The sequence below is a fragment of the Bordetella genomosp. 10 genome (assembly GCF_002261225.1).
Classification (GTDB): Bacteria; Pseudomonadota; Gammaproteobacteria; order Burkholderiales; family Burkholderiaceae_B; genus Bordetella_C.
This window is the reverse complement of the sequence record NZ_NEVM01000002.1, coordinates 1,423,810-1,449,518: the sequence shown is the minus strand read 5'-3', so window position 1 is coordinate 1,449,518 and position 25,709 is coordinate 1,423,810. Positions and strand designations below refer to the sequence as shown.

Below are 25,709 nucleotides of genomic sequence, written 5' to 3'. Positions count from 1 at the left end.
AAGCGCCTGAATCCAAGAGGGCGGCGCCGGCGCCTGTCAGGCGTCGCCCGAATGCGTCTTTTCCCAGAAGACCACGCGCCGGTGCAGGGCGCGCATCAGCAGCGAGCCGGTCAGGCCGATCAGCGCCAGCAGGATGACGCCGGCGAACATGGTGGACAGGCTCATGCTGACCGACGCGGACGCGATCATGTAGCCCAGGCCTTCCTGCGCCGACAGGAATTCGCCCACCACCGCCCCGATCAACGCCAGCGACACGCCGATCTGCAGGCCGGAGAAAATATCGCCCGCCGCCGCCGGCAGCTTGACGTGCAGCAGCAGATAGCCGCGCGAGGCCGAGAAGGCGCGGCACGCGTCCAACAGATCGCGATCCGTGCGGTTGATGCCGTTGACCGTATTCACGAACAAGGGGAAGAAGCACACCAGCGCCACCAGCACCACCTTGGACGCCATGCCGAAGCCGAACCAGACCAGGATGATGGGCCCCAGCGCCACCTTGGGCGTGGCCTGCAGGCCGATCAGCACCGGATAGCAGAAGCGTTCGAAGGTGCGCGATTCGGCCAGCAGCGCGCCCAGCACCACCGCCAGGATGCAGCCGATGGCATAGCCGGCGAAGGTCTCGCCCAGCGTCGCGCCGATGTGCGGCCACAGGGCGCCGGTGGCGAAGCCGTCCACCAGGGCATGCCAGACGCTGGCCGGCGTGGGCAGCAGGTAGTCCGGGATCTTCAGCAGGACGATGGCGAAATGCCAGGCCGCCACCAGCACGGCGAGGCTGATCAAGGGGTAGAGGAAGTCGGTGAAATCAGGACGCTTCATGGCTGAAATGGCGGCGCAGGTGGTGGCAGGCGGCGTTGAAGGCCGCGTCGCCCAGGGTTTCGAGCGTGCGGGGGCGCGGCAGGCCAGGGCGATAGTCCTCGACGATGCGGCCCGGGCGGGGCGACATCACCAGGATGCGATCGGCCAGGAAGACCGCTTCCGGAATGCTGTGCGTGATGAACAGCACCGACTTGCGCTGCTGGCTCCAGATGCGTTGCAGCTCCAGCGTCAGGGCTTCCCGCGTCAGCGCGTCCAGGGCGGCGAAAGGCTCGTCCATCAACAGCACGTCCGGATCGGGCAGCAGCATGCGGGCGATGCCCACGCGCTGCTGCATGCCGCCGGACAGTTCGCCCGGATAGTTGTTGGCGAAGCCGTCGAGGCCGACCAGCTTGAGCAAGGCGGCCGCCCGCTCGCGCGCCGCAGGCATGGGCAGGCCCAGCGTGGTGGCGGGCAGCAGGACGTTGTCCCGCACGGTCTTCCAGGGCAGCAGCAGCGGCTTCTGGAACACCACGCCCGTGCGGCGGCTGGGCTTGCGCACGGGTTCGCCGGCCAGCGTCAGGACGCCGGTGGTGGGCGCCAGCAGGCCGGACGCCAGCTTCAACAAGGTGGACTTGCCGCAACCGGACGGTCCGAGGACCGCCACGAATTCGCCGGATGCGATGTCCAGGTCCACCGGCCCCAGCGCATGGATGGCGCCGCGCCGGGTCGGGTAGGTGAGCGTGACGTCCTTCAGCGACAAGGATCCGTGGCCGGTCTCTCCGGCGTAGGCGCCTTCCTGCGATATCGCTGAATTCATGCACTGGCCTCCGCCAGGAAGTCCCGCGCGGCTTGCCACGAGGCGGCATTGGCGCGGGCATTGGCCAGCGGCGTGCCGCCGCCGGTCAGCACCACGCCGGCCACCGGGTGCGGCTTGGCGATCAGCGTGGTCGGCGTGTTGGGCAGGCCGATGGCGTGGCCGGCGCCTTCGCCGCGGAAGTGGCGATAAGGCCAGCGGTGGCCGCTGGCGCGCAAGGCGTCGACGATCCGGTCGCTGTACAAGGTGGACGGCCAGAAGCCGTCGTCCGTGCCGGAGATCAACAGCACGGGGCCCTCGATTCGCTCGACGGGAATGCGCGCCGCCGCCACGGCGTCGGCGTTGCGCAGGACGCTGAGGAAGGCCGGCGCCTGGCGCACCGGCTGGCCGTCGGCGGGGACCTGGTCGAAGGCGGACCAGTCGGCGTCCGGGTTGTCTTTCCATACGTTGGGCAGGGGTTGGCCCTGCCAGGTCCAGACCGGCGAATCGGGGGCTTCGCCGGGACGGCCGGCGCGCAGCGTGCCATGCACCAGGATGCTGGGCACGTAGGCGATGACGGCGTTGACCAGTTCGGGAAAGCGCGCGCCCAGCAGCAGCGCCAGTTCGCCGCCGCGGGACTGGCCGGTGACCGCGACGAAGCCCTTGCGTGGCGCCAGCTCGGCGCGGGCCCAGCGCAGCGCGCGCTCGAAGTATTCCAGCGGCGTGTTCGAAATATGATCGGGCAGGCCGGGCGCCTTGAAGTAGCCCAGCGCGAAGGCGGTATAGCCATGCGTGGCCCATTGCGATGCGCGCTGCAGCGGAATGCCGCCGCCGGAGCCGTTCATCACCACGATGACCGGATGCGGCCCGGCGCCGCGGGGTGTGAATACGGTGCCGACGATGCCGTCGACGTTGACGTCGCGGCGTTCGACGCCGTCGACCAGATAGCGCTGGATGAATTCGGCCCGCGCCGACGCCCCATCCGCGCCGCGCGCCTGCACGGCGACGGTCAAGGGCTCGATTTCATCGGTCAGCGCGGCCTGGCTGGGCGGCTGCAAGCGGCGCATGGACCACACCAGGCCCATGGCGTCGGCTTCGCGCCAGTCGCCGGCCGACGGCGCCTGGCGGTCGAGATCGACATGGCCGTCAGCGTCCGCGGTGACGGTGGCCTCGCTGCGCCAGACGCTGCCGTCCGGATGGCGCAGTTCCGCGCTCAGTTGCACCGGGCCGGGGGCATAGCCGTCCAGCACGATGCGGCGGGGAACATCCAGCGCGGCGTCGCGCGGAACGATCTGGATCGTCGGCTCGCTCATTTTGCCTCCCGGGCCTTGGCGCGCACGGCATCGGCGTCGAAGTCGTTGATCTTGGCGATGTATTCGTTGGAGAAGATCTTCTCCACCGGCACGTCCGCCGAGGGATATTCCTTGGCCTTGGCCATCGCCTCGATGCCGGCGCGTATGGCCTTCAGGTCGTACTGGCCCGGCACGCGCGCCTGGCCGGAGGGCGTATGCAGCACGCGGCGCAGGCGGTTGCTCACCAGCGTGACGGCGTCGGCCAGCGCCTTGGCTTCGTCGCCGGCGGGCTTGGATTGCGGGTTGGCGCGCCAGAAGGCCCGCACGCAGAATGTGGGATTGGCCTCGCACGCGATCTGGCCCTTGGTATAGGCGCGCGCGAAGCGCACCAGCAGGTCGGGATGGTCGCGGAAGGTGTCGACGTGGGCGATGAAGCCGTTGCCGGCGGTCTCGTCGAAGACGTGGGGATAGGCGATGCGGCGGATGGGCGTGCCCGACAGCTCCAGTTGGTCGTCCCAACTGCTGTTGAAGTTCAGCGCGTCGACCTGGTGCGTCTTCAAGGCCTGGAAGCCGGCGGCCAGGGCGCCGACGGCGACGTAGTTGACGTTGACGCCGGGCTCCAGCCCGGCCGTGCGCAGCGCCGCGCGGCCGCCGGGAATGGTGCCCCAGGTCAGCGCGCCCACGCCTATCTTCTTGCCCTTGAGATCCTGGATGGTCTTGATGGGCGAATCGGCCAGCACCGCGAATTCCATCGTGTTGGCCGGCACGCCGTTGTAGAAGTAGCGCAGCGGCAGGACGTCCTTGCCCGAGAAGTAGCTGGAGATCACCGGTTCGGAGGTGGGATAGCCGAAGGTCACGCGCTTGGCGGCGACCTGCGGCAGCAAGGCCCCGGCACCCTGGAATACGATGGTCTTCACGGAAAGGTTTTCTTCCTTGAAGAAGCCCAGTTCCTCGGCCGCGGCGTAGGGCGCGCCGTCATGTACGGCGGCCGGCACGGCCAGGGCCACGGTGACGTCGTCCAGGGCCAGCGCCGGCGCGGCGGCCGTGGCCAGGGCCAGCGCGGCAAGAAGGGAGGTAAGGCGGATACGCATGAAAGTGTCCTGGTTCGTTCGATTCTTGTGGGAGGATGAGCGACTGGGTGAACGGTGAACTGGGCCGGGCGCGCGGCTAGGCCGGTGACGACGCCATGCGGCTGGCCGCGTCGCGCAGCAGGAAGGCGCGGTCGATCTTGTTGGTGGAGGCCAGCGGCAAGGCATCGACGAACCACACCTGGCGCGGATGCTGGTAGGCGGGCGCGTTTTCCAGGGCGTAGCGCTTGATGTCGTCGGCGTCGGCATGCTGCCCGGGCCGCGGCACGATGTAGGCGACGGGCTTCTGGCCCTTGATGTCGTCGTCCACCGGCACCACGCAGGCCTGTTGCACCGCGGGGTGCCGTTCCAGCATTTTCTCCACCTCGCCCGGATAAATGTTTTCGCCGCCGCTGACGAACATATCATCGCGGCGGCCGACGAAGTAATAGAAACCCTGCTCGTCGCGGCGGAATACGTCGCCGGTCGAGTAGTAGCCGTCGGGCGTGAAGGGCGCCGCGAGATCGGGCCGCTGGTGATAGCCCAGCATCAGGCCGGGGCTTTTCATCTCCAGGATGCCTTGCCGCGGCCCGTCGGCGGGACCGGGCGCCAGTCGCAGCGACACGGCGGGATGCGCATGGCCCACCGACATCGGCGGCGTCGGCAGCTTGTCCGGATGCGGGCCGAACACCACCGGGCCGCCTTCGGTCGTGCCGTAGGCGTTGATCACCCTGGCGTTGGGCAGCATGGCGTGGATCTGCGCCAGCAGGCTGGCGCTGACGGGCGCGGAGCCCATGCGGATCACCTTCACCGACGACAGGTCGGTGCGCGCCAGCAGTTCGTGCTCGCGCAGCATCATGGCGATCATGGGCGGGACCGCGGTCAGCCAGGTGCAGCGGTAGCGGCCGATGCACCGGATGTAGGCGGCCGCGGTGAACTGTGGCAGCAGCACCGTGGTGGCATGGCTGGCCAGCGCCAGCAGGACCAGCGCCAGGGCGTTCATGTGGTACAGCGGCGCGGCGATCAGCGGGCGTTCGGCTTCCAGCGGCGTCGCCTGGCGGCGCATCCGCACGGTCCACAGATGGCTGGCGTGCGACAGGCGCACGCCCTTGGGCTTGCCGGTGGAGCCGGAGGTGTACAGCATCAGGGCCACGTCCTCCGGCTGCACGTCGGCCTCCGGCGCGGGACCGGGACGCAGGTAGTCGAGGAAGGGTTCGCCGTCCAGCGCGATGGCCTGCAAGCCAGCCGGCAGCGCATTGCGGCGTTCGTGGTCATGGAACACCACGCGGGCGCCGCTGTCCGCCAGCACGTAGGCGATGGTCGCCGGCGGGAACTTGAAGTTGACCGGCACGGCGATCAGTCCCGCGCGCATGATGCCCAATAGCGTGGCGACGTAGCGCACCGAGTTGGCGGCCAGGATGGCGACGCGGTCGCCGGGCCGGGCGCCGCCTTGCAGCAGCGCCCGCGCCACGCCGTCGGCCATCGCTTCCAGCTCGCCGTAGGTGCACGGCGATTCGTTCAGCGCCAAGTCGACGCCCAGCAGCGCCACGCGCGCCGGGTCGGCGGAAGGATCGATGACGCGGCCCAGGTTCCGTGGCGTATACATGGGCGGACCTCAGGCCTTGGCGGGCGCGGGCGCCGGCGCGGCGGTGGAATAGACGCCGCGGCCGCTGGCGACCAGCTTGCCTTCGTTGTCGAAGACCTGCGCTTCGGCCACCGACAGTTGCGAGCCGAACTTGACGACCTTGCCCTTGGCGCGCAGGTCGCCCGGCAGGGCGGCGCGGTGGTAGTCCACGCGCAGGTCCACCGTGGGCACGCCGCGGCCCGTCTTGGAAACCAGCGCCCAGTCGGCGGTGAGGTCGACCAGGGCCGCGAGGATGCCGCCGTGCGTGTAGCGCTTGTCGGGATTGACGACCCATTCTTCGCGCCAGCGCGCGGACAGTTCGATTTCGCCCTCGGCGACGGCGAGGACTTCGATGCCCAGCCACTGGTGGTAGGGGCCGCGCAGCAGCCTGGCCTGGATGTCTTCCTTGGTGGGGAGAGATGCGGTGCTCATGGATGGTTTTCCTTGGAATCAGGGGTTGACGACGACCTTGCCCAGCACTTCGCGGTCGCGGATCAGCGCCAGGCCGTCGGCCGCGCCTTCCAGCGGCACGGTGCGGTCGATCACGGGCTTGACGCTGCCGTCGGCGACCATTTGCAGCAAGGCCTTCAGGTCTTCGTCGTAGAAGCTGTTCGAGCCCTTGATGTTCAGTTCGAAGCTCCAGACGTAGCGCAGGTCTTCCTTCGGGTCGTGGCCGGCGGTGGCGCCGCAGACCAGCAGGGTGCCGCCGCGCTTGAGGCACTTGATCGACGGCAGCCAGGTGTCGCCGCCGGTGAAGTTGATCACCACGTCGACGCCGCCTTCGTAGTTGCGGCGCTGGGGCTTGCCGTACTCGGCGATGGCCCACTTAGAGAAGTCGGTGTCGCGGTAGTTGACGACGTGGTCCGCGCCCAGTTCCTTCAGGCGCGCCAGTTTTTCGTCGCTGCCGGCGCAGGCGATGACCTCGGCGCCCAGCAGCTTGGCCAGGATGACGCAGGCGGTGCCCACGCCGCCGCTGGCGCCCAGCACGACGACGCGATCGCCGGCCTTGACCGTCTTGTGCGTGACCAGCATGCGGTGCGCGGTGCCGTACGCCACGGGCAGCGCGGCGGCGTCGTCATAGCCGACCTTGGCCGGCAGGGCGATCAGTTGCGAGGCCGAGACCAGGCAGTATTCGGCCATGCCGCCGTCGAGCATTTCGCCCATCAGGCCCTTGGCCTTGTTCAGCGGATTGACCAGCACGCGGTCGCCGGCCTTCCAGCCTTCCACGCCGGCGCCGACCTCGACGATATCGCCGGCCATGTCCAGGCCGATGACCACGGGCAGCGGCACCTTGATGCCGGGCATGCCCTGCACGGTGAAGACGTCGTGGTAGTTGAAGGACGATGCGCGCACGCGGATGACGACGTGGCCTTCGGTGGCCTGGGGCACGGCCTTGTCGGCGACGACCCGCAGCTTGTCCAGGCCGCCGTGTTCGTTCAGGACCAGGGCTTTCATGGTGGTGCTCATTGTTTGTTCCTCGCTTCCTAGGGTTTGGTATGGGGCGTATCCGCCGTTGCAAAAGCCGGTCCCACGGCGGGGCGGGCCGTGGGGCAGGGCGTCGCGCCGGCCGGGTTCACTTCAAGGTCTTGGCCTGCTGGTAGGGACCGGTGACGAAAATGTCGGCGGGCAACTGGCCCTTGACCAGGCCACTGTCGGCGAACACCTGGTGCTGGCGTTTCAGCGTGTCGATGTCGGCCGGTTCGAACGACACGCGGTACATTTCCCGCCATTGCCCGGCATAGACGCGGGCGTCGGCCTCGGGCAGGTTGGCCGACTTGCGCAGGATATTCACGACCTCGTCGCGATGGCTGTCGCCCCAGGCGAGCGCGTTGCGCAGGCCGGCGATGACGTGGGCCACGGTATCGGGATGCTGGGCGACGAAATCGCTGCGCACCGCGCCGATGCCGATATACGGCACCGAGTCCGACTTGGTCAGCGTCTTCCACTCGTCGGCGAAGGAGCCCAGGCGCGTCACCTTCAGGTCGGTCAGTTGCGCCACGGTGACCGAGCGCAGCGCGGCGGCGTCGACCTGCTTCTGCGCGAGGAATTGCGCCAGGCGCGACTCGTTGCCGCCCACCAGCGAAAAATCGTTGGCCTTGATGCCGTGATTGCCGGCCAGCACGGCGCCGGCGATCACCGCCACCGAACTGCCCGCGGGCGACATGCCGACTTTCTTGCCGCGCAACTGGTCCAGCGACTTGATGGGCGAGCCTTCGGGCACCACGAACTGCACGTCGGCGGGCTGGGTGGCGGCGAAGATCTTGATGGGCACGCCTTCGGCCGCGCTGCTGAAGACGCCCGCGGCCGGCGCGCCGAAGGCGAGGTCGATGGAATTCGACGCCAGCGCGCGCAGGGGCGCGTTGACGTCGGGAAACTTGACGAACTCGACGTCCAGGTTCTGCTGCTTGAGGAAATCCGTGGCCTCCAGCACCGCGCCGTAGCCCAGGCTGACGCCGCTGCTCCAGTAGCCGATGCGTACTTTGTCGGCGGCTTGCGCCGGGCCCATGGCGCCGAGGGCGAGCGCCAGCAGGGCGGCGGGCAGGTGCTTGGTCCATTTCATATCGGAACTCCCGGAAGATGCGTGGATGAGAAGGGCGGCGGAACGCCGGCTATAGCGGTTTCCAGCGGAACAGGCGGCGCTCCAGCGGCTTGAGGACGCCGCTTTCCAGCAGCAGCATCAGCACGACGAGCAGCAGGGTCCAGGCGAACACCTGGTCGGTCTGCACCAGGTCGGCCGCCTGGCGCAGGCGGTAGCCGATGCCGTCGGACGAACCCAGGGTCTCGGCCACCAGCGACACGCGCCAGCCGAACCCGAAAGCGAGCCGCGCGCCGGAGAAGAAATAAGGCAGGATGGTGGGCAGATAGATCTTGCGCAGGATCTGCGTCCGCGTCATGCGGAAGCTGCGGGCGAGGTCCACGTGCAGCTTGTCGACGTTGCGCGCGCCTTGCCAGACATTGGTCAGGATCAGCGGCATGGCCGTCATGAACACCACGAAGATGGTGGTGGCGTTGGAGATGCCGAACCAGATGATGGCGAAGACCGCCCAGATCGCCGAGGAGATGGTGTTCATCACCGCCAGCAGCGGCTCGAAGACCTGCGCCAGCGCCCGGCTCGAACCCAGCGCCAGGCCCAGCGGCGTGCCGACCAGCGCGGCCAGGACGAAGCCGCAGACGACGCGGTACATGGTCATGCCGATGTCGTGCAGGAAGGAGTCGGTGCGCGACAGCTCGCTGAGCGCGCGCAGCACGCGTTCCGGGCCGGGCAGGATGAAGGCGGGCGTGTGGCGGGCGGCCAGCCACCAGGCGAGCACGAAGACGAGCGCCAGCATGACGCGCTGCGCGACGAGGGTGGCGGGGTTCAGGCCCGGCTTCATTGGACGACCTTCAGCCGCAGCAGGCGGGTTTGCTCCGCGACGTCGCGGTCCGTCGCCAGGCGCGGCCGCGCCAGCGGGACGTCGGCGATTTCGCGCACGCGGCCGGGACGGGGCTCCAGCAGCACGATGCGATCGGCCAGCACCACGGCTTCCTCGACGTCGTGCGTGACGAACAGGATGGTGGTGTGCTTCATGGCCTGGATGCGCAAGAGTTCTTCGTGCATCTGCGCGCGGGTCTGCGGATCCAGCTTGGAGAAGGGTTCGTCCATCAGCAGGATGTCGGGTTCGGTCACCAGGCTGCGCGCCAGCGCCGCGCGGCTGCGCATGCCGCCGGACAACTGGTGCGGCCAGGCCTGGGCGAAGGCGGCCAGTCCCACCAGTTCCAGCACGGCCGCGGCGCGGCGCCGGCGTTCGGCCTTGGGAACGCGCCGCGCCTCCAGGCCCAGCGTCACGTTGTCGCGCAGGGTGCGCCAGGGCAGCAGGCGGTCTTCCTGGAAGAGATAGCCCAGCTTCTGCCAGTCGCGGAAGCGGGCGGCCGGCTGGCCGCGGATTTCCAGGTCGCCGCCGTCGGCGCTTTCCAGGCCGGAGATGATGTTCAACAAGGTGCTCTTGCCGCAGCCGGACGCGCCCAGCAGAGCGACGATTTCGCCGCGTCCGACGGCGAAGGAGATATCGCGCAGGACCTCCAGGTCGCCGAAGCGCTTGTTCAGGCGCCGCACACGCACGGCATCGGCGCGGGCGCCGTCGGCGTCGATTGCGGTGTCGATTTCGGCATCGGCGCCGAGGCCGGCGATTGCCGCCGGCGGCGCGGCGGCGTGGGCGTTCGACTGCATGGCGTTCATCGGCGGGCTTCCTGGTGGGTGGGCACGGGAATGGCGGCGCCGGTCTGCGCCAGGCTGGCGTAGAGTTTTTCCAGGGTCATGGCCTGGAAGGTTTCGATGTGGCGCCGGGCGATGAGCTCGGCGCGCTTGCCGTCGCCGTCGGCGAAGGCGTCGATCAGGGCGTTGTGATCGTGCTTGATCTCCGGCTTGGTCCGCTGCACGCCGAAGCCCAGCGCCACCAGGCGCGACATTTCGTCGAGCAGCGACGCGAGGGACTTGTGCAGGCGCGCGTTGCCGCTGGCCTTGGCGATGGCCAGGTGGAACGCCTTGTTGGCGTCCATGAAGACGTCGATCTGGTCGTTCAGCTTGAGCACCGGGTGCTGCACGCGGCACGCGGCCTCCAGTTCGCGCAGCAGGCCCAGGTCCACGCGTCCCACGGCCAGGCGCGCGGCCAGCGGCTCCAGTTGGACGCGCAGGGTGAAGACTTCCTCGACGTCGCGCAGCGTGATGGGCGCGATCTGGTAACCCTTGCGCGGCCGCGAACGCACGAAGCCTTCCTGCGCCAGTCGCACCAGCGCGATGCGGCAACTCGTCTTGCGGATGTCGTAGGCGGCCATCAGCGCCGGCTCGGTGACGAAGGCGCCCGGCGCCAGCCGGCACGATATGACGTCGCGCCGGATGCGCAGGTAGGCGTCGTCGCCGAAGCTGGCGGCGGCAGCGGGAAGAGAGTCAGCGGGAAGGGATTCGAGGAGGTCAGTCATCGTCCATGGTCAACGTTGAACGTGCTGCTGAGCTGCTCACAGATGTCGTGAGAGGCGAGTACGGAACGATTCTAGGCAGGTCCGGACGCCGCGTGAACTACGCATTTCCCCTATGCTTATGCAGTCTCGGGATAAGGAGGCGTGAGCTGCTCAGCAAGAAGCCTGAGCTGCTCAGCGTTGCTTCGGAACGTGTTTGCGTGCTGGCGCAGGGATGGCGCGGCTCGGCGATTGCACAGGCTCAAGCCCATAAGCTAAGACCCATAAGCTAAGGCCTCATCCGTCGTTCCGACTGCTGCGCCGGCGACGCAGACTATCGGCCTTTTTCATCGCCGGGCCGCTCCCAAGATGAAAAGCGCCCCCTCGGGGGGCAGCAAGCGGCGCAGCCGCGCGGCGTGGGGGCCTTTTTTCATCGCGCGGCCGGACGTTGGCGGCCTGATCATGGGGTAAGCACAGCATGAATACCGTATATCGACAACGGCGCCGGTTGCTGCAAGGCATCGCGCTGGCGGCCTTGCCGGCCTGGGCCGGCGCGGCGTCCGCGCCCGCGGCCAAGTATCCTTCGGCCACCGTCCGCATCCTGGTGCCGACGGCCGCGGGGGGCAGCCTGGACACGCTCGCGCGTTTGTTGGCAGGGCGCCTCGAACAGGACTTCGGGCAGTCCTTCGTGGTCGAGAACAAGCCCGGCGCCAACGGCAACCTGGCTTTCGAAACCGCGACGCGCGCCACGCCCGACGGCCTGACGCTGCTGCTCGCGTCGGACGCCATCACCATCAATCCCTTTCTCTACCGGCAGGTGCATTACGATCCGGTCGGCGGGTATGCGCCGGTGTCGCTGGTCTGCACGGCGGCCCAGGTGCTGGTGGTGCATCCCGGCCTGGGAGTCCGCACGCTGGCCGAGTTCACCGAGCTTGCGCGCCGCCGCGCGGCCGAGGGGCGGCCGTTGAACATCGCGTCGCCGGGCGCGGGCAGCGCGGGCCATCTGGCGGGCGTCCTGTACCAGCAGCGCGCCCACGTTTCCTGGACGCACGTGCCGTACAAGGGCGGCGGCCCGGCCGTCGCCGACCTGCTCGGCGGCCATGTCGACGGCCTGTTCGTGACGCTGGCGTCGGCGGTGCCGCAGATCCAGGCCAAGGCGCTGGTCGCGCTGGCCGTGACCACGCCGGCCCGCTCGGTGGCCTTGCCCGACGTACCCACCGTCGCCGAAGCGGCCTTGCCGGGCTTCGACGTGACGAACTGGGAAGGGCTGTTCGCGCCGCCGGGCACGCCGGCGGCCATCGTCGATGCCTTGCAGCATAGCGTCGCGGCGGCCGTCGCGGATGCCGCGGTGCGCGAGCGCCTGCTGGGCCTGGGCTTCGAGCCCGTGGCGGGCGGCCCGCGCGCGCTGGCCGCGCTGGTGAGAGACAATACCGGCAAGTGGAGCAAGGTGATCGAGCAGGCCAACATTCATCTGGAGTGAGTCGGGCATGGATCTGCAATTACGAGGCGACCGTATCCTGGTGGTCGGCGCCAGCAGCGGCATCGGACTGGCGACGGCGCGCGCGCTGGCGCTGGAAGGCGCGGACGTGACCCTGGTCGGGCGCGACGACGCGCGTATCGCGGCGGCCGCGTCCGCGCTGGCCGGCGAAACCGGCGCGCCGGTGCGGGGCATCGCCGCCGACGTGACGGACGCCGCGTCGGTCGAGGCCTTGCGGGCGCGGTGGGACGCCGAGGGGCAGGCGCTGGACGCCCTGGTCGTGGCGACCGGGGGCAGCCGCCGCGCGCGGTTCGAGGAACTGGACGACGCCGCGTGGCTGGAGAACTACGAGTACAACATCCTGGGCGGCGTGCGGCTGGTGCGCGCCTTCCTGCCGGCGTTGCGGCGCGCCGAAGGGGCGCGCGTGCTGCTGTTCGGCGCGGCGGCGGCCAAGATGCCTTATCCCAACCAGGTCGTGTCCAACGTGCACAAGGCCGGCTTGCTGGCGTTGACCAAGACGCTGGCGGGCGAACTGGCGCCGGGCATCCGGGTGAACGCCATCTGCCCGGGACGCACCCTGACCTCGCTCTGGCTCGATCGCGCGCGCGACCTGGCGCGGGTCCAGGGCAAGACGCCGCAGGAAATCATCGATCATTTCGCCGAGGAAATCCTCGCCGGCCGCTTCGCGGAGCCGCGCGAAATCGGCGACGTGGCCGCGTTCATCCTGTCGCCGCGCGCGTCCTACGTGATGGGACAGTGCATCAACGTCGATGGCGGCATCGCGCGCGGCTTGCTTTAGCTTCAGCCCACCGCGGCGACTCCGATTCCTATGGCCGGCCGCGCGGCGGCGGCGGATGTCCCTTGGCGGACGGGGCGCGCTTGCCCGCGCCGCTCATCGCCAATGCCGCCGAGGCCTTGCGCGCCGCCTGCATGACGGCCGGGGCATAGGCTTCCAGTTCGGCCAGGCCCAGGCGGTCCGCCGGGCCGGCCACGCACAGCGCGCCGATGACCTTCCACGAGCCGCCGAAGACCGGCGCCGCCACGCTGGCCGCGCCGGGGTGCATTTCCGCCAGCGTGCACCAGTAGCCCTGGCGGCGGATGCGCTCGAATTCCGCGCCGGCCTGGCCTTCGAAGGCCAGGATGACCTTGCCGGCCGAACCCTTGGTCAGCGGCAGCGATTGCCCCACCCGGGAACTGCTGGCGAAATCGTCATGGCCCCGCACGCGGATCAGGCGCACGCGCCGGTTGCCGTCGTGGGCGAAGAACGACGTCGTTTCGCCGGTGCTGCGGGCGAGATCGCCCAGGATCGGCTCCAGCACGTCGTGCAGGTCGAAAGCCACGTGATAGCGCGCGGAAAGCCAGGCCGCGGCGGGCCCCAGGCGCCAGCCGGCGTTCTCCAGTTGCACCAGGTAGCCGGCCTGCGCCAGCGTGTGCGCCAGCCGGAACGCGGTGGTCTTGGGCAGGGCGGTGCGGCGCGCCAGTTCGGCCAGGCTCAACTGGCTGTCCTCGATGCCGAAGGCGTCCAGCAAGGCCAGGGCGCGGACGACGGCGGTCACGGGTTCGGGCGCGCCGGACGCCGAAGCGGCGGCGGTGTTTTCGGAGACGGGCCTGGCGGGGATGCGGGCGGGCATGCGATGTGGGATGCGCGGAAGGCGTATAAAGACGAAGATGCGGGACGAAGGCGCAAGACGAGGATGCGGCGGAATGGCTGCACGGGCAACGCAATCCGGCGCGTTGTCCCGGCGATCGTTCCACCAGCCGGAACGCTATTGTAGGCCGGCGGCGGAGTGCCTAGACTGCCCGCCGACAGAGTTCACGCAGAATCCCAGCAGGAGCGCAGCACCATGATCATCGATTGCCACGGCCACTACACCACGGCGCCCCAGCGCCTGCGCGATTTCCGGCAGAGCCAGATCGCCGCCGTGCTCGACCGCACCAGCCCCATGCCCGATCCCAACATCCGTTTCAGCGACGATGAAATCCGGGAGGGCCTGGAGAACAACCAGATCCGCATCCAGCGCGAGCGCGGCGTCGACCTGACGCTGTTCTCGCCGCAGGCCGGCCAGATGGCGCACCACATCGGCGACGCCAAGGTCAGCGCCACCTGGACCCGCCTTTGCAACGACCTGATCCACCGCGCGGTGGAGCTGTATCCGTCCAATCTGGCGGGGGTGTGCCAGTTGCCGCAATCGCCGGGCGTGAGCCCCGCGGAATGCATCCCGGAACTGGTGCGTTGCGTGGAAGAATTGGGATTCGTCGGCTGCAACATCAATCCCGATCCCACGGACGGCTATTGGACCGATCCCCCGTTGACGCAGAAGCACTGGTATCCGCTGTTCGAGAAAATGGTCGAGCTGGACGTGCCGGGCATGGTGCACGTGAGTTGCTCCTGCAACCCGAATTTCCATTTCACCGGCGCGCACTACATCAACGGCGACACCACGGCCTTCATGCAGTTCCTGCAGTCGGACCTGTTCAAGGATTTCCCCACGCTGAAGTTCGTCATCCCGCATGGCGGCGGCGCCGTGCCTTATCACTGGGGCCGTTACCAAGGGCTGGCCCAGAACCTGCAGCGTCCGCCGGTGGAGGAATTGTTGAACAACGTGTATTTCGACACCTGCGTCTATCACCAGCCGGGCATCGAATTGCTGTTGGAAGTCATCCCGCCGGAGAACGTGCTGTTCGCGTCCGAAATCGTCGGCGCGGTCAAGGGCATCAACCCGCGCACGGGTTTCAACTACGACGACACCAAGCGCTACATCGACGCGGTCAGTTGGCTCTCCGAGGAGAACCGCCGCCTGATGTTCAGCGAGAATGCATTCAAGGTCTACAGCCGCCTGCGTCCGGAGTTGGTGCGGCGCGGCGTATTGTCCGCCTGAGCCGGCCGGGGCGAGGCCCCGCCGGCGCCGGCGAAACGGGCCGGCGGCCGGCGGGACCGGACCCGGGCGGGCAGGGCGTTCGCGCATACGGTTTTGCACACGGGTTTGCACGCCGATTGCACATCACAGGAAGGAGTTCAGGATGAGCGCAGGTTTTCAGGTTCTCAAACGCAAGCGTGCCGTCGATGCCGAGACGACGGCCAAATTCGCCGCCGTGCCGGTGGCCAACATCAGCGATTCCATGCATCGCATCGTCGCCGGCGGCCCGCGCCTGCGCCCGCTGCACAAGGGCGGCGTGCTGGCCGGTCCCGCGCTGACCGTCAAGGTGCGCCCGGGCGACAACCTGATGGTGCACATGGCGCTGAACCTCGGGGTGGAAGGCGACGTCATCGTGGTCGACGCGGGCGGCGATTTGACCAACGCCATCATCGGCGAGCGCATGATCGCCTATTGCGTGGCCAAGAAATTCGCCGGCATCGTCATCAACGGCGCGGTGCGCGACCTGGCCTGGATCCGCGAGCACGACTTTCCCGTGTACGCGGCGGGCATCACGCACCGCGGTCCCTACAAGGACGGCCCGGGCGAGATCAACGTGCCGGTGGCCTTCGACGGCCTGGTCATCGAGCCGGGCGACCTGGTGGTCGGCGACGACGACGGCCTGCTCTGCATCCCCTACGATGCGACCAAGGACGTGCTGGTGAAGGCCCAGGCCAAGCACAAGCAGGAGAGCGACACCTTCGCCGACATCGGCAAGGGCGACAACAATCGCGCGTACTACGAAAAGCAGTTGCGCGACAAGGGTTGCTACTTCGAAGCGTGATTTAACCGCGATCCGCGGTCATGGCGGCCTGCCGGTCATGCGGCAGGGTCGCCGGGCCCGGCGACGCGCCCGATCGTCACGCCGCGCTCCCCGCGCGGCGTTTCAACGCGCGGGAGAAGCACCCGCCCAATAGCGGCAGCAGCACGGCCGTGCCGCCGAACAGCCACTGCGGATCCACGCGCTGCACCAGCGCGGCGGCCAGCGCCACGCCGGCCGACTGGCCCAGGAACAGGCAGCAGGCGAACAGCGCGACCGCCGTGCCGCGGCGCGAGGGCGCCATCTGCGTGGCGTTGGTCTGCAGCGTGCTGTGGACCAGGTAGTAGCCGAAGCCGCTCAACAGGCTGCCCACGGCGCACCACGTCCATGCCGGGCCCAGCGCATAGAGCGCGCAGGCCACCATCAGCACCAGGCCGCCGGAGGCCACCAGGCCCGCTTCGCCCAGGCTGTCGATCAGCTTGCGCGAGATCAGCACGTAGCCGATGCCGCCCACCGCGAACAGGCCGCCGATGGCGCCAGAGGCGGTCGGTCCCAGATGGAAGCGTTGCTGCACGTAGGTCGGCACGAAAGCCAGCACGCCGAAGACCAGCGCGCCTTCCAGGAAGACGGTGAGCAGGACGGCGCGCGCCCAGGGATAGCCCAATACGCTGCGGATCGGCGCCAGCAGGCCCGGCGCCCCGGACTGGGCGGCGGCGGCGCGGGCCGGCGCCAGCCGCATCAGCAGCAGCCCGGCCGCGAGGTAGATGGCGGCCAGCGTGGCGAAGGCGGCGCGCCAGCCTATGGTGTCGGCGAACAGGCCGCCGATCAACTGGCCCGCCGCCATGCCGATGATGGTGCCGGTGATGAAGCGCGCCAGCGTGGCCTGGCGCTGCGCGTAATCGACGTTGTCGCCGATCCAGGCCATGGCCAGGGGAATGATGCCCGCGCCGGCCGCGCCGGACAGGAAGCGCGCCACCAGCATGCCGTTCAGGCTGGGCGCCAGCGCCGCGCCCAGGCTGCCCACCGCGCAGAGAAACGCCGCCGCGGTCACCGTGCGGTACTTGCCGTAGCGGTCGCCCAGGGGGCCGAACAGGAACTGGAACACGCCATAGGCCACCGCGAATATCGTCACCACGCCGGCCGCTTCGCCCGTGCTGGTGCCGTATTCCAGCGAGAGTTGCGGCAGCAGCGGATCGCAGATGCGAAACGCGCAGGCGCTGGCGAAGGCGGCAATGGCCAGGACCAGGATGATGCGATGGGGAACGGGGGCGGGAGCGGGGGGCGTGGCGGAGGCGGTGGCGGACATGGCTGGGCGGTGTGGGCTGGATGCGCGGGATGATTTCACGCCGCGTCCGGACAGCGCCCAATCATAGCTTGCGCCGGGCTGAACAAAAAAACTTCGCCGGCAAAGTGCGCCGACGATGCGCGAGGGTTTTTGCCTGGGGCGCGGCCAGTGGCAGAAAAAACCGCGCCGACGCTAGGCGACCATCACGCCGCGCGCCCGGAAGCTGCGCCGGCCTTCGCGCAACACGGCCAGCAGGCGGTCGCGGCTTTCCCGCACGTGCGCCTGCACCAGCGCCACGGCATGTTCGGCGTTGCCTTCGCGCAGCGCCGCCAGCACCGCCCGGTGCTCGGCCCAGCCGTGGCCGATGGGATCGCTTTCCAGCCAGCGCGTGCGCGCCAGCCGGTTCATGGCGTCGGCCACGCCCCGGCTGATGAATTCATTGCCGGACAACTGCGCCAGGCGGACGTGGAACTCCAGGCCGATGCGATGGGTTTCCTCCACGCTGGCTTCCTCGCCGCAATCGTCGAGCAGCGCCTCGATGTCGTCCAGGCCGGCATGATCCGGATTCGCCACGGTCAGGCGCATGGCGGCCACTTCGAGGACTTCGCGGTAGACGAATAACTGTTCGATCTCGGCGATGTTGATCGGCGTGACCATCCAGCCGCGGCCTTCGCGGCAGACCAGGCCTTCCGACTCCAGACGCAGCAGGGCGGCGCGCACGGGCGTGCGCGAGGCGCCCAGTTGTGCTTCGGCCCAGCGTTCGGTGAGACGTTCGCCTGGGCCCAACTGCATGTCCAGGATCATCGCGCGTAGTTGTTTTTCGACTTCCAGGGATTGGGACATGGATGCTCCTGCCAGGACGGTGGGCGGCGACAACAATTGATTGGCGGCGCCAAAGATTGACAAGCCGTCCGACGGTGTTTAATGTATCCCAACTTGGTATCCCAAGCAACCCAACTCCCCCCGCACCCATGTCTTCCGACCACAACCCACATTGGCATCGCAATCTTCTCGTCTGCCTCTTCGGCTCGTTTTCCACCCTGGTGGGCATGACGCTGATGCTGCCTTTCCTGCCGCTGTACGTGGAGGAACTCGGGGTGAAGGATCATGCGGCCATCGTGCAGTGGTCGGGCATCGCCTACGGCGCCACCTTCCTGACGGCGGGCATCGTGGCGCCGCTGTGGGGCCACCTCGGCGACCGCTACGGCCGCAAGCCCATGTTGATCCGGGCCAGCTTCGGCATGGCGATCTGCATCTCGCTGATCGGTTTTTCCACCAACGTCTGGCAATTGCTCGCCCTGCGTCTGCTGACGGGCATCGCCGGCGGCTATTCGTCGGGGGCCACCATCCTGGTGGCGGTGCAGACGCCCAAGAACCGCTCGGCCTGGGCGCTGGGCGTGCTGTCGTCCGGCATCATGGCCGGCAACCTGATCGGCCCGCTGATCGGCGGTTCGCTGCCACCGCTGATCGGCATCCGCGCCACCTTCTGGCTGTCCGGCGGGTTGATCTTCATCGCCTTTCTCGCCACCACCTTCCTGGTCAAGGAAGGACCGCGGCCGGCGGGCGCCGCGAAGAACCGGCCCAAGGGCGGCTGGTCGCACATCCCGCGCCGCGACGTGGTGCTGACCATGCTGTTCACGGGCATGCTGCTGATGTTCGCCAACATGTCGATCGAACCCATCATCACGGTGTACGTGAGCACGCTGGTCGCCGATCCCGCGCGGGTGACGTTCGTGGCGGGCCTGGCGATGTCGGCGGCGGCGCTGGGCAGCATCCTGTCGGCCTCGCGCCTGGGCCGCCTGGCCGACCGCATCGGGCATGCCTACGTCATCGTGCTGGCGCTGTGCGTGGCCGCCGTGCTGCTGATCCCGCAGGCCTTCGTCACGGCCGGCTGGCAACTGGTGGGCTTGCGCTTCCTCATGGGCCTGGCGCTGGGCGGCCTGCTGCCTTGCATCGCGGCGGTGGTGCGGCACAACGTGCCGGACCATTTCGTCGGCAGCATCATGGGATATTCCGTCTCGTCGCAATACGTGGGACAGGTGACGGGCCCCTTGCTGGGCGGCTACGTGGGCGGCCACTACGGCATGCCGGCCGTGTTCCTCGGCACCAGCGTGCTGCTGCTGGCGGGCGCGCTGGGCACCTGGCGGGTGGCCGGCGCCGCCGGACGCAAGACGGCCGCGGCGGCGAAAGCGGAATAGCCCGTCATTCGCCGGCGGGTATGGGCAGCGGGAAGAAGCCGCGGTAGGGCCGCGCGTCTTCCACGCAGCGCGCGAAGGACGGCCATTCCAGTAGGCGCTTGCGGTACGCCTGGATATTGGGATGGCGCTCGTCGATCGGGTGCACCCAGTGCGCATAGAAAAGAAAGGGCGCGGCGCCGCAGTCGGCCAGCGTGCGCGACTCGCCCGCGGCCCAGGCGCGCCCCCGCAGGTGCTGCTCCAGCCAGCCATAGGCGTTGTCCAGCATGGCGTGCGCCTCCTTCACCCCGTGCGTGTCGTGCGTGGCAGGGTCGGGGCGCAGCGCGTCGAACACGATCTTCTGCACCGGCGTGGAGATGTAGTTGTCGAAAAAGCGGTCCAGCCACCGCACTTCGAGCGCGGCCCGCGTGTCGGCGGGGATCAGCCGCGCGGGGCCCGGATGCCAGGTCTGCAGGTGCTCGACGATGCAGGTCGCTTCCATGACCTGCTGCGCCCCGTCGACCAGCATGGGAAAGCGCTTGACGGGCCACAGCGCCGCCAGTTCCTCGTAGGCGGGCGAGCCGGGGCCCTCGACGATGCGGCCTTCGAAGGCGATGTCGTTCTCGTAGAAGGCCAGCAGGGCCTTGTGGCAGTAGGAAGAAAACGGGTGGTAGTAGAGTCGCAGGGCCATGGGGGTCTCCTTGTCGCCGTCGCGGCGGGGGCCGCTTTATCGGCTCCTGCCGGTACGACGAACGAGGCCGCCGGCTTTCGACATGATGTGCCGGGGATGGCGCGCGCCGTCGCCGCCGGCCGGCGGACAGGCTTCCAGGGTGTACAGGCGTCCACACAGGGATTTGCGTCCTGATTTTATGTATGCAAAAATATACAAAAATCAGGACGAGACAACATGCCCATCGCCAAGGCGAATTCCCAATCGCACGCCGCCTATAACGAAATCAAGCGCCGCATCCTGGGCGGCCTGTTCGGCCCGCAGCACCGCCTGCGCGAGATCGAGGTCGCCAGTCTGCTGGACATGGGCCGCACGCCGGTGCGCGAGGCGCTCAAGCGCATCCAGGACGAAGGCCTGATCACGCACGAGCCGGGCCGCGGCCTGGTCGTCACCTCGATGGACCAGCAGGAAGTCGGCGAGCTGTACGCCATGCGCCAGGTGCTGGAGGGCGCGGCCGCCGAGCTGGCCGCCCGCCATGCGTCCGAGGCGGAGATCGCCAATATGCAGGCCATCCTCGACGACGGCGACGGCGGCGATCCCGTGGCGCAGAACCTGCGTTTCCACCAGGCGGTGTACAGCGCGGCGCACAACCGCTATCTGATCCGGTCGCTGCATTCGCTGACCGAGACGACCTATCTGTTGGGACGCAGCACGCTGAGCACGCCCACGCGCGCCGCCAAGTCCGATACCGAACACAACGCCATCGTCGCGGCGATCCGCGCGCGCGATCCCGGCGCGGCCCGCGAGGCCGCCCAAGACCATATTCATCAGGCCCTGCTGGAACGTTTGAAAATGCTGCGTCAGGGATGAGCGCGGCATAGCACGGAGACACGAATAATGCGGAAGTCGATTTTCCCCCGCCGGCGCTTGCTGGCGGGGCTGGCCCTGTGCATCCCTACGTTGGCCATGACGGCGGCCGCGCGGGCGAGCGACGATTACCCCAGCCATCCGATCACGCTGGTCGTGCCGTTCGCGGCCGGCGGCGGCACGGACAGCATCGCCCGCGACCTGGCGCGCACGCTGGCCGATCGCCTGGGCCGCTCGGTGGTGGTGGAGAACCGCGGCGGCGGCGGTGGCGCCATCGGCGCCGGCATGGTCGCCAACGCGCGTCCGGACGGTTATACGCTGCTGTTCGCCACCTCGACGTTCGTCACCAATGCGGCGGCGGGCGTGGCCACCAACTACGACGTGCAGAAGTCCTTCGCGCCCATCGCGCTGCTGGGACGCGGCCCCTTGCTGGTGGTCTCCGCCAAGAATCTGGGTCTCAAGAACATCGCCGGCCTGCGCGAACTGGCTTCCAAGCCGGACGCCAACCTGAATTTCTGCTCGGCCGGCAACGGCAGCATCAACCATCTGTCCGGCGAGCTCTTCAAGCAGAAGACCGGCGCGCAGATGACCCACGTGCCGTACAAGGGCAGCGGTCCGGCCACCGTGGACCTGCTGGCCGGGCGCGTGCAGGTGTTCTTCGCGACCGTGCCGACCATCCTGCCGCAGGTCAAGGACCATCGCGTCGACCTGCTGGCGGTGACCGGCAAGACGCGTTCGCCGCTGTTCCCGGACGTGCCCACGGTCGAGGAGTCCGGCGTGCCCGATTTCGATATCTCGACGTGGTGGGCGGTGCTGGCGCCGGCCGGCACGCCCCAGGCCATCATCGACAAGCTCAACAAGGACGTGAACGCGGCGGCGGCCGACAAGATCGTCGCCGAGCGGCTGAAGAACGAAGGCGCCGAAGCCTTCAGCGGCCCGCCGGAAGCGCTCGCCAAGACGCTGGACAGCGAGTTGAAGATGTGGCGCCAGGTGGTGGCGAAATCCGGCATGAAGATGGATTGAGGAGACCCGAGATGCGATACGAATCCGCCACCGGCCTGACGCGCCGGAGTTTCATCAAGGCCTCGGCGGCCGGCTGCGCGCTGGCCCTGGGCGGCCGCGCATGGGCCGCCGGCGACGCCTATCCCGACAAACCTGTCACCCTGGTGGTGCCCTATGCGCCGGGCGGGCAGGGCGACGTGTTCGCCCGCGTGCTGGCCGAACGCCTGGGCACGGAAAAGAAGTGGACCGTCATCGTCGAGAACCGGGCGGGCGCCTCCGGCGCCGTGGGCTCGCGGGTGGTGCTGCGCGCGCCGGCCGACGGCTATACGCTGCTGCTGGGCCAGACCGGCGAGATCGCGGTCAACCAATTCGCGTCCAAGACGCTGGGCTACGATCCGCTGAAGGCATTCGCGCCGGTGATCCTGGTGGGCGATTCGCCCCTGGTGCTGGCGGTGCCGGAGAAGTCTCCCTACGCCGACCTGCAGGCCCTGGTCGCGGCCGCGCGCGCCAAGCCCGATGCGCTGGCCTACGCGTCGTCCGGCACGGCGACGCCGGGCCACCTGGCCGCCGCCGCGCTGGCCCTGGGCACCGGCACGCGCATGGTGCACGCGCCGTACAAGGGCGCCGGCCAGGCGATGTCGGACCTGCTGGGCGGCCACGTCGACTTCTTCTTTTCCAGCGCGTCCGCGGTGATGCCGCATATCAATTCGGGCCGCCTGCGCGCGCTGGCGGTATCCTCGCGTGAACGCCTGAAGGTCCTGCCCAACGTGCCGACCGTGGCGGAGGTGGTGCTGCCGGACTTCCAGTTCAGCCTGTGGGGCGGCGTGTTCGCGCCGGCCGCCACGCCCAAACCCATCGTCGAACAGCTCAACGCCGCGTTGAACGCGGTGCTGGCGGAGCCCGGCGTGAAGGCGCGCTTCGAGGCCGACGGCGCCGCCGTGCGGCCCAACACGGTGGCGGAGTTCGAACAATTCGTGCAGAGCGAGGCGGCCAAGTACCAGAAGCTGGTGCAGGCCACGGGCATCCAGGTGGAGTAAAACAGCGTTCATTCCCGCCGCGTCGAATCGCATCGACGGGCGGCATCGACCAACGGTATCAACCCGCGTAAGGATTCATCATGAAGATAGTCGTAATTCCCGGCGACGGCATCGGCCCCGAAACCGTCGGCATCGCCGTCGACGTGCTCGAGGCCGCGTCGCGGCGCTTTGGCCTGGGCCTGAAGTTCGAGCATGACATCGCCGGCCACGAGAGCCTGAAGAAGCACGGCGCCACCGTCACGCCCGCCTTGCTGGAGAAGGTCAAGGCGGCCGACGGCCTGCTGCTGGGTCCCATGTCCACCTACGATTTCAAGGACGAGGCCAAGGGCGAAATCAATCCGTCCAAGTTCTTCCGCAAGGAGCTGGACCTGCACGCCAACATCCGTCCGGCCCGCACCTATCCCGGCATGAAGCCGCGCCTGGGCGAGTTCGACCTGGTGGTGGTGCGCGAGAACACCGAAGGCTTCTACGCCGACCGCAACATCGAATCCGGCAACAGCGAAATGCTGATCACCCCCGACGTGGTGGTGTCGCTGCGCCGCATCACGCGCTTCTGCTGCGAACGCATCGCGCGCTCGGCCTTCGAACTGGCCATGACGCGCAAGAAGCACGTCACCATCGTGCACAAGGCCAATGTGCTCAAGCGCGGCGACGGCATGTTCATCGACGTCTGCCACGAGGTGGGCAAGGAATTCCCCGAGGTCGCCGTGGACGACGTCATCGTCGACGCCATGATGGCGCACGTGGTGCGCGCGCCGCAACGCTACGACGTCATCGTCACCACCAATATGTTCGGCGACATCCTGTCCGACCTGACCGCCGAGATGTCGGGCAGCCTGGGGCTGGGCGGATCGCTGAACGCGGGCCGCGAATACGCCATGGGCCAGGCCGCGCACGGTTCGGCGCCGGACATCGCGGGCCAGAACCTCGCCAATCCGATTTCGCAGGTGCTGTCGGCCGCCATGCTGCTGAACTGGCACGGGCAGCGCGCCAACGATCGCAAGTTCATCGATGCCGCGGCCGCCATCGAGCAGGCCATCGCCGGCAGCATCGCCGCCCAGGAATGCACGCGCGACGTCGGCGGCAAGCTGGGCACGCGCGAGGCGGGCGAGGCGATGGTCAAGCGGGTGGCGGCGTGATGGCGGCGGCCGGAGCGGACGCGCGCGGCGCCGGGCATGCCGGCGCCGCGCCCTTGCCGGCCGGCGCCTGCGACTGCCATGTGCACGTGGTGGGCGACCCGGCCGCCTATCCCATGCTGCCCGATCGTCCCTATACCGCGGGCCCCGCGACGGTGGCGGACCTGCGCGCGCACATGGCGCGGCTGGGATTGGCGCGCGCGGTCATCGTGCAGCCCAGCTTCTACGGCACCGACAACCGCCTGCTGGCCGACAGCCTCGCGGCCATGCGGGGCGACGGCCGCGGCATCGCCGTCCTGGCCGAAGACGTGAGCGACGCGGCGTTGCAGGAACTGCACGAGGCGGGCGTGCGCGGCGTGCGCGTCAACCTGGAGAGCGTGGGCGCCAGCGATCCCGAGACCGTGGCGCGCGCCTTCGGCGCCTGGGCGGGCCGCTTGCGCGGACAGGGCTGGCATATCCAGGTCTATGCGTCGCTGGACGCCATCGCCGCCGCCGCGCCGCGCCTGCGCGGCCTGGGCGTGCCGGTGGTGCTCGATCATTTCGCCATGATCCCGGGGCGCCTGCCCCTGGACGATGCGCGGGTGCGCGCCGTCCTGGACCTGGTCGGCGGCGGCGCGGCCTACGTCAAGCTGTCCGGGTCCTATCGCATGGACCAGGGCGCGACGGCGGCGCAGGTCGCCGCGCTGGCGCGGGCTTTCCTCGACGCCAATCCGGAGCGCGCCGTCTGGGCCAGCGATTGGCCCCATACCAACCGCGCGCCGGGCAAGCTGCCGACGGAGGTCAGTCCCTATCGCGACATCGACCCGCGCCGGCTGCGCGAGGAAATCGACGCCTGGCTGCCGGAGGCGGCATTGCGCGAGCAGGTGCTCGTCCGCAATCCGTCGCGCTTGTATGGCTTTTGAGCGGGGGCGGGGACGGGGCCTGGCGCCATTGATTTCATATTCTGGGCCCCAGCCTCCGGGTCCCGGCGCTGCCCCCGTCCCGATTCTTCTATAGCTTGTAGCTCTGGTCCAGGCGATCCAGCTTGCGTATCAGCGCCGGCCATTCCAGCACGCCGAAGGGACGGCGGACGTTGGGCTGGTAGTTCTGGAAGGTCTTCTCGATGCATTCCGCGGAGACGGGATTGAGGTCGGTGTTGCAGGCCAGCGCGGCCAGTTGGGCCTTGGCGCTCAATTCCAGCCGGTGCATGGCGTTGAAGGCTTCGGCGATGGTGTTGCCGACGGTGAGCAGGCCGTGGTTGCGCAGGATCAAGGCGTTGTGTTCGCCGAGGTCGCGCACCAGCGATTCCTGTTCGCTCAGGTCCAGCACCACGCCCTGGTAATCGTGATAGCCGATGCGGGCGAAGCGCATGGCGGTCTGGTTCATGGGCAGCAGGCCGCAGGACAGCGACGACAAGGCCATGCCGGGCCAGGTATGCGTATGGATGACGCAGGCCACTTCATGGCGCGCGCGGTGGATGGCGCTATGGATCACGAAGCCGGCCTTGTTGACGCCGTAGCCCAGCTCGCCGAAGTCCGGCTTGGCCAGTATCTCGCCCTTGCCGTTGATCTTGATCAGGCTGGAGGCGGTGATCTCCTCGTACAGCAGGCCATAGGCATTGATCAGGAAAGCATCGTCTTCATCGGGAACGCGCGCCGAGATGTGGTTGGCGATCAGGTCGGACATGCCGTACATGTCCATCAGGCGATAGCACGCCGCCAACTGGACGCGCACCTTCCACTCCGCCGGCGAGCAGGCGGCGCGGATCTCGGGAAAGTGCAGGGGGCCGGAACTGGCGCGGTCTTCGTCGACGTCGTCGACATCGTCGTGGCGGGTATTGGCGAGAGGCATGATGGAGTCTCCATGTTGCGTTGCGGCGTGTTGCGTTGCGGCGTATCCGCCCATCC

At 68.7% G+C, this 25,709-nt stretch carries 26 protein-coding genes; 10 read left to right on the top strand and 16 right to left on the bottom strand.

Annotation, left to right across the window (positions count from 1 at the left end; translation table 11 throughout):
• Positions 1-36: 36 nt before the first annotated feature.
• From CAL29_RS15560 to CAL29_RS15510, 11 genes are all read right to left on the bottom strand, one after another.
• Positions 37-813 carry an ABC transporter permease gene (locus tag CAL29_RS15560; RefSeq protein ID WP_094853876.1) on the bottom strand — a complete coding sequence of 259 codons (777 nt, stop codon included), beginning with the start codon at positions 811-813 and terminating at the stop codon, positions 37-39.
• Complete coding sequence (locus tag CAL29_RS15555; RefSeq protein ID WP_094853875.1) at positions 800-1,609, bottom strand: ABC transporter ATP-binding protein; 810 nt, start codon at positions 1,607-1,609, stop codon at positions 800-802. The genes CAL29_RS15560 and CAL29_RS15555 overlap by 14 nt, the downstream gene beginning before the upstream one ends.
• Positions 1,606-2,898, bottom strand: a complete 1,293-nt coding sequence (locus CAL29_RS15550; protein WP_094853874.1) for an acyl-CoA thioester hydrolase/BAAT C-terminal domain-containing protein — start codon at positions 2,896-2,898, stop codon at positions 1,606-1,608. The genes CAL29_RS15555 and CAL29_RS15550 overlap by 4 nt, the downstream gene beginning before the upstream one ends.
• Positions 2,895-3,968 (bottom strand): ABC transporter substrate-binding protein, encoded by a 1,074-nt coding sequence (locus CAL29_RS15545; RefSeq protein WP_094853873.1) that lies wholly within the window; start codon positions 3,966-3,968, stop codon positions 2,895-2,897. The genes CAL29_RS15550 and CAL29_RS15545 overlap by 4 nt, the downstream gene beginning before the upstream one ends.
• Before the next feature lie 76 nt (positions 3,969-4,044).
• Complete coding sequence (locus CAL29_RS15540) at positions 4,045-5,550, bottom strand: class I adenylate-forming enzyme family protein (protein WP_094853872.1); 1,506 nt, start codon at positions 5,548-5,550, stop codon at positions 4,045-4,047.
• 9 nt (positions 5,551-5,559) lie between these two features.
• Positions 5,560-6,000, bottom strand: a complete 441-nt coding sequence (locus CAL29_RS15535) for a PaaI family thioesterase (protein ID WP_094853871.1) — start codon at positions 5,998-6,000, stop codon at positions 5,560-5,562.
• Positions 6,001-6,018: 18 nt separating this feature from the next.
• Positions 6,019-7,023: a zinc-binding dehydrogenase gene (locus CAL29_RS15530; protein WP_218831863.1), complete on the bottom strand. Its 1,005-nt coding sequence runs from the start codon at positions 7,021-7,023 to the stop codon at positions 6,019-6,021.
• 118 nt (positions 7,024-7,141) lie between these two features.
• A complete protein-coding gene (locus tag CAL29_RS15525) occupies positions 7,142-8,128 on the bottom strand; it encodes an ABC transporter substrate-binding protein (protein ID WP_094853869.1) in 987 nt (328 codons plus the stop codon).
• A 49-nt stretch (positions 8,129-8,177) separates the two neighbouring features.
• Positions 8,178-8,942, bottom strand: a complete 765-nt coding sequence (locus CAL29_RS15520) for an ABC transporter permease (protein ID WP_094853868.1) — start codon at positions 8,940-8,942, stop codon at positions 8,178-8,180.
• A complete protein-coding gene (locus tag CAL29_RS15515; RefSeq protein ID WP_256977483.1) occupies positions 8,939-9,784 on the bottom strand; it encodes an ABC transporter ATP-binding protein in 846 nt (281 codons plus the stop codon). Before CAL29_RS15515 ends, CAL29_RS15520 begins: the two co-directional genes overlap by 4 nt.
• Positions 9,781-10,524 (bottom strand): GntR family transcriptional regulator, encoded by a 744-nt coding sequence (locus CAL29_RS15510; protein ID WP_094853867.1) that lies wholly within the window; start codon positions 10,522-10,524, stop codon positions 9,781-9,783. The genes CAL29_RS15515 and CAL29_RS15510 overlap by 4 nt, the downstream gene beginning before the upstream one ends.
• Positions 10,525-10,978: 454 nt before the next feature.
• On the opposite strand from CAL29_RS15510, the gene CAL29_RS15505 reads away from it, so the two are divergent.
• Both CAL29_RS15505 and CAL29_RS15500 read left to right on the top strand, forming a co-directional pair.
• Positions 10,979-11,980: a tripartite tricarboxylate transporter substrate binding protein gene (locus tag CAL29_RS15505; RefSeq protein ID WP_094853866.1), complete on the top strand. Its 1,002-nt coding sequence runs from the start codon at positions 10,979-10,981 to the stop codon at positions 11,978-11,980.
• Positions 11,981-11,987: 7 nt separating this feature from the next.
• A complete protein-coding gene (locus tag CAL29_RS15500) occupies positions 11,988-12,776 on the top strand; it encodes an SDR family NAD(P)-dependent oxidoreductase (RefSeq protein ID WP_094853865.1) in 789 nt (262 codons plus the stop codon).
• Positions 12,777-12,804: 28 nt separating this feature from the next.
• Here the strand turns inward: CAL29_RS15500 and CAL29_RS15495 are convergent, their stop codons facing one another.
• Entirely contained in the window at positions 12,805-13,608 is an 804-nt protein-coding gene (locus CAL29_RS15495) for an IclR family transcriptional regulator (protein WP_094853864.1), read from the bottom strand.
• Positions 13,609-13,821: 213 nt separating this feature from the next.
• Between CAL29_RS15495 and CAL29_RS15490 the strand changes: the two genes are divergently transcribed.
• Both CAL29_RS15490 and CAL29_RS15485 read left to right on the top strand, forming a co-directional pair.
• Positions 13,822-14,856, top strand: a complete 1,035-nt coding sequence (locus tag CAL29_RS15490) for an amidohydrolase family protein (protein ID WP_094853863.1) — start codon at positions 13,822-13,824, stop codon at positions 14,854-14,856.
• 142 nt (positions 14,857-14,998) lie between these two features.
• Entirely contained in the window at positions 14,999-15,676 is a 678-nt protein-coding gene (locus tag CAL29_RS15485; protein ID WP_094853862.1) for an RraA family protein, read from the top strand.
• Positions 15,677-15,752: 76 nt separating this feature from the next.
• Here the strand turns inward: CAL29_RS15485 and CAL29_RS15480 are convergent, their stop codons facing one another.
• The gene (locus CAL29_RS15480; protein WP_094853861.1) at positions 15,753-16,958 is read right to left on the bottom strand and encodes an MFS transporter; all 1,206 of its coding nucleotides are present in this window, start codon (positions 16,956-16,958) and stop codon (positions 15,753-15,755) included.
• A gap of 171 nt (positions 16,959-17,129) precedes the next feature.
• Positions 17,130-17,780 carry a GntR family transcriptional regulator gene (locus tag CAL29_RS15475; protein WP_094853860.1) on the bottom strand — a complete coding sequence of 217 codons (651 nt, stop codon included), beginning with the start codon at positions 17,778-17,780 and terminating at the stop codon, positions 17,130-17,132.
• Positions 17,781-17,908: 128 nt separating this feature from the next.
• Between CAL29_RS15475 and CAL29_RS15470 the strand changes: the two genes are divergently transcribed.
• Positions 17,909-19,135, top strand: coding sequence for a multidrug efflux MFS transporter (locus CAL29_RS15470; RefSeq protein WP_094853859.1), 1,227 nt, complete (start codon positions 17,909-17,911; stop codon positions 19,133-19,135).
• A gap of 4 nt (positions 19,136-19,139) precedes the next feature.
• Here CAL29_RS15470 and CAL29_RS15465 read toward each other — a convergent pair whose 3' ends face one another.
• Entirely contained in the window at positions 19,140-19,802 is a 663-nt protein-coding gene (locus CAL29_RS15465) for a glutathione S-transferase family protein (RefSeq protein ID WP_094853858.1), read from the bottom strand.
• A 216-nt stretch (positions 19,803-20,018) separates the two neighbouring features.
• Between CAL29_RS15465 and CAL29_RS15460 the strand changes: the two genes are divergently transcribed.
• The 5 genes from CAL29_RS15460 (at position 20,019) to CAL29_RS15440 (ending at position 24,725) form a co-directional block, all read left to right on the top strand.
• Entirely contained in the window at positions 20,019-20,651 is a 633-nt protein-coding gene (locus CAL29_RS15460; protein WP_094853857.1) for a GntR family transcriptional regulator, read from the top strand.
• A 27-nt stretch (positions 20,652-20,678) separates the two neighbouring features.
• The gene (locus tag CAL29_RS15455; RefSeq protein WP_094853856.1) at positions 20,679-21,671 is read left to right on the top strand and encodes a Bug family tripartite tricarboxylate transporter substrate binding protein; all 993 of its coding nucleotides are present in this window, start codon (positions 20,679-20,681) and stop codon (positions 21,669-21,671) included.
• Between the two features lie 11 nt (positions 21,672-21,682).
• Positions 21,683-22,687: a Bug family tripartite tricarboxylate transporter substrate binding protein gene (locus CAL29_RS15450; RefSeq protein WP_094853855.1), complete on the top strand. Its 1,005-nt coding sequence runs from the start codon at positions 21,683-21,685 to the stop codon at positions 22,685-22,687.
• Positions 22,688-22,767: 80 nt separating this feature from the next.
• Positions 22,768-23,826 (top strand): isocitrate/isopropylmalate dehydrogenase family protein, encoded by a 1,059-nt coding sequence (locus CAL29_RS15445; RefSeq protein WP_094853854.1) that lies wholly within the window; start codon positions 22,768-22,770, stop codon positions 23,824-23,826.
• Entirely contained in the window at positions 23,826-24,725 is a 900-nt protein-coding gene (locus tag CAL29_RS15440; protein ID WP_256977482.1) for an amidohydrolase family protein, read from the top strand. Before CAL29_RS15445 ends, CAL29_RS15440 begins: the two co-directional genes overlap by 1 nt.
• Before the next feature lie 88 nt (positions 24,726-24,813).
• Here CAL29_RS15440 and CAL29_RS15435 read toward each other — a convergent pair whose 3' ends face one another.
• The gene (locus CAL29_RS15435) at positions 24,814-25,653 is read right to left on the bottom strand and encodes a class II aldolase/adducin family protein (protein ID WP_094853853.1); all 840 of its coding nucleotides are present in this window, start codon (positions 25,651-25,653) and stop codon (positions 24,814-24,816) included.
• Positions 25,654-25,709 lie beyond the last annotated feature (56 nt).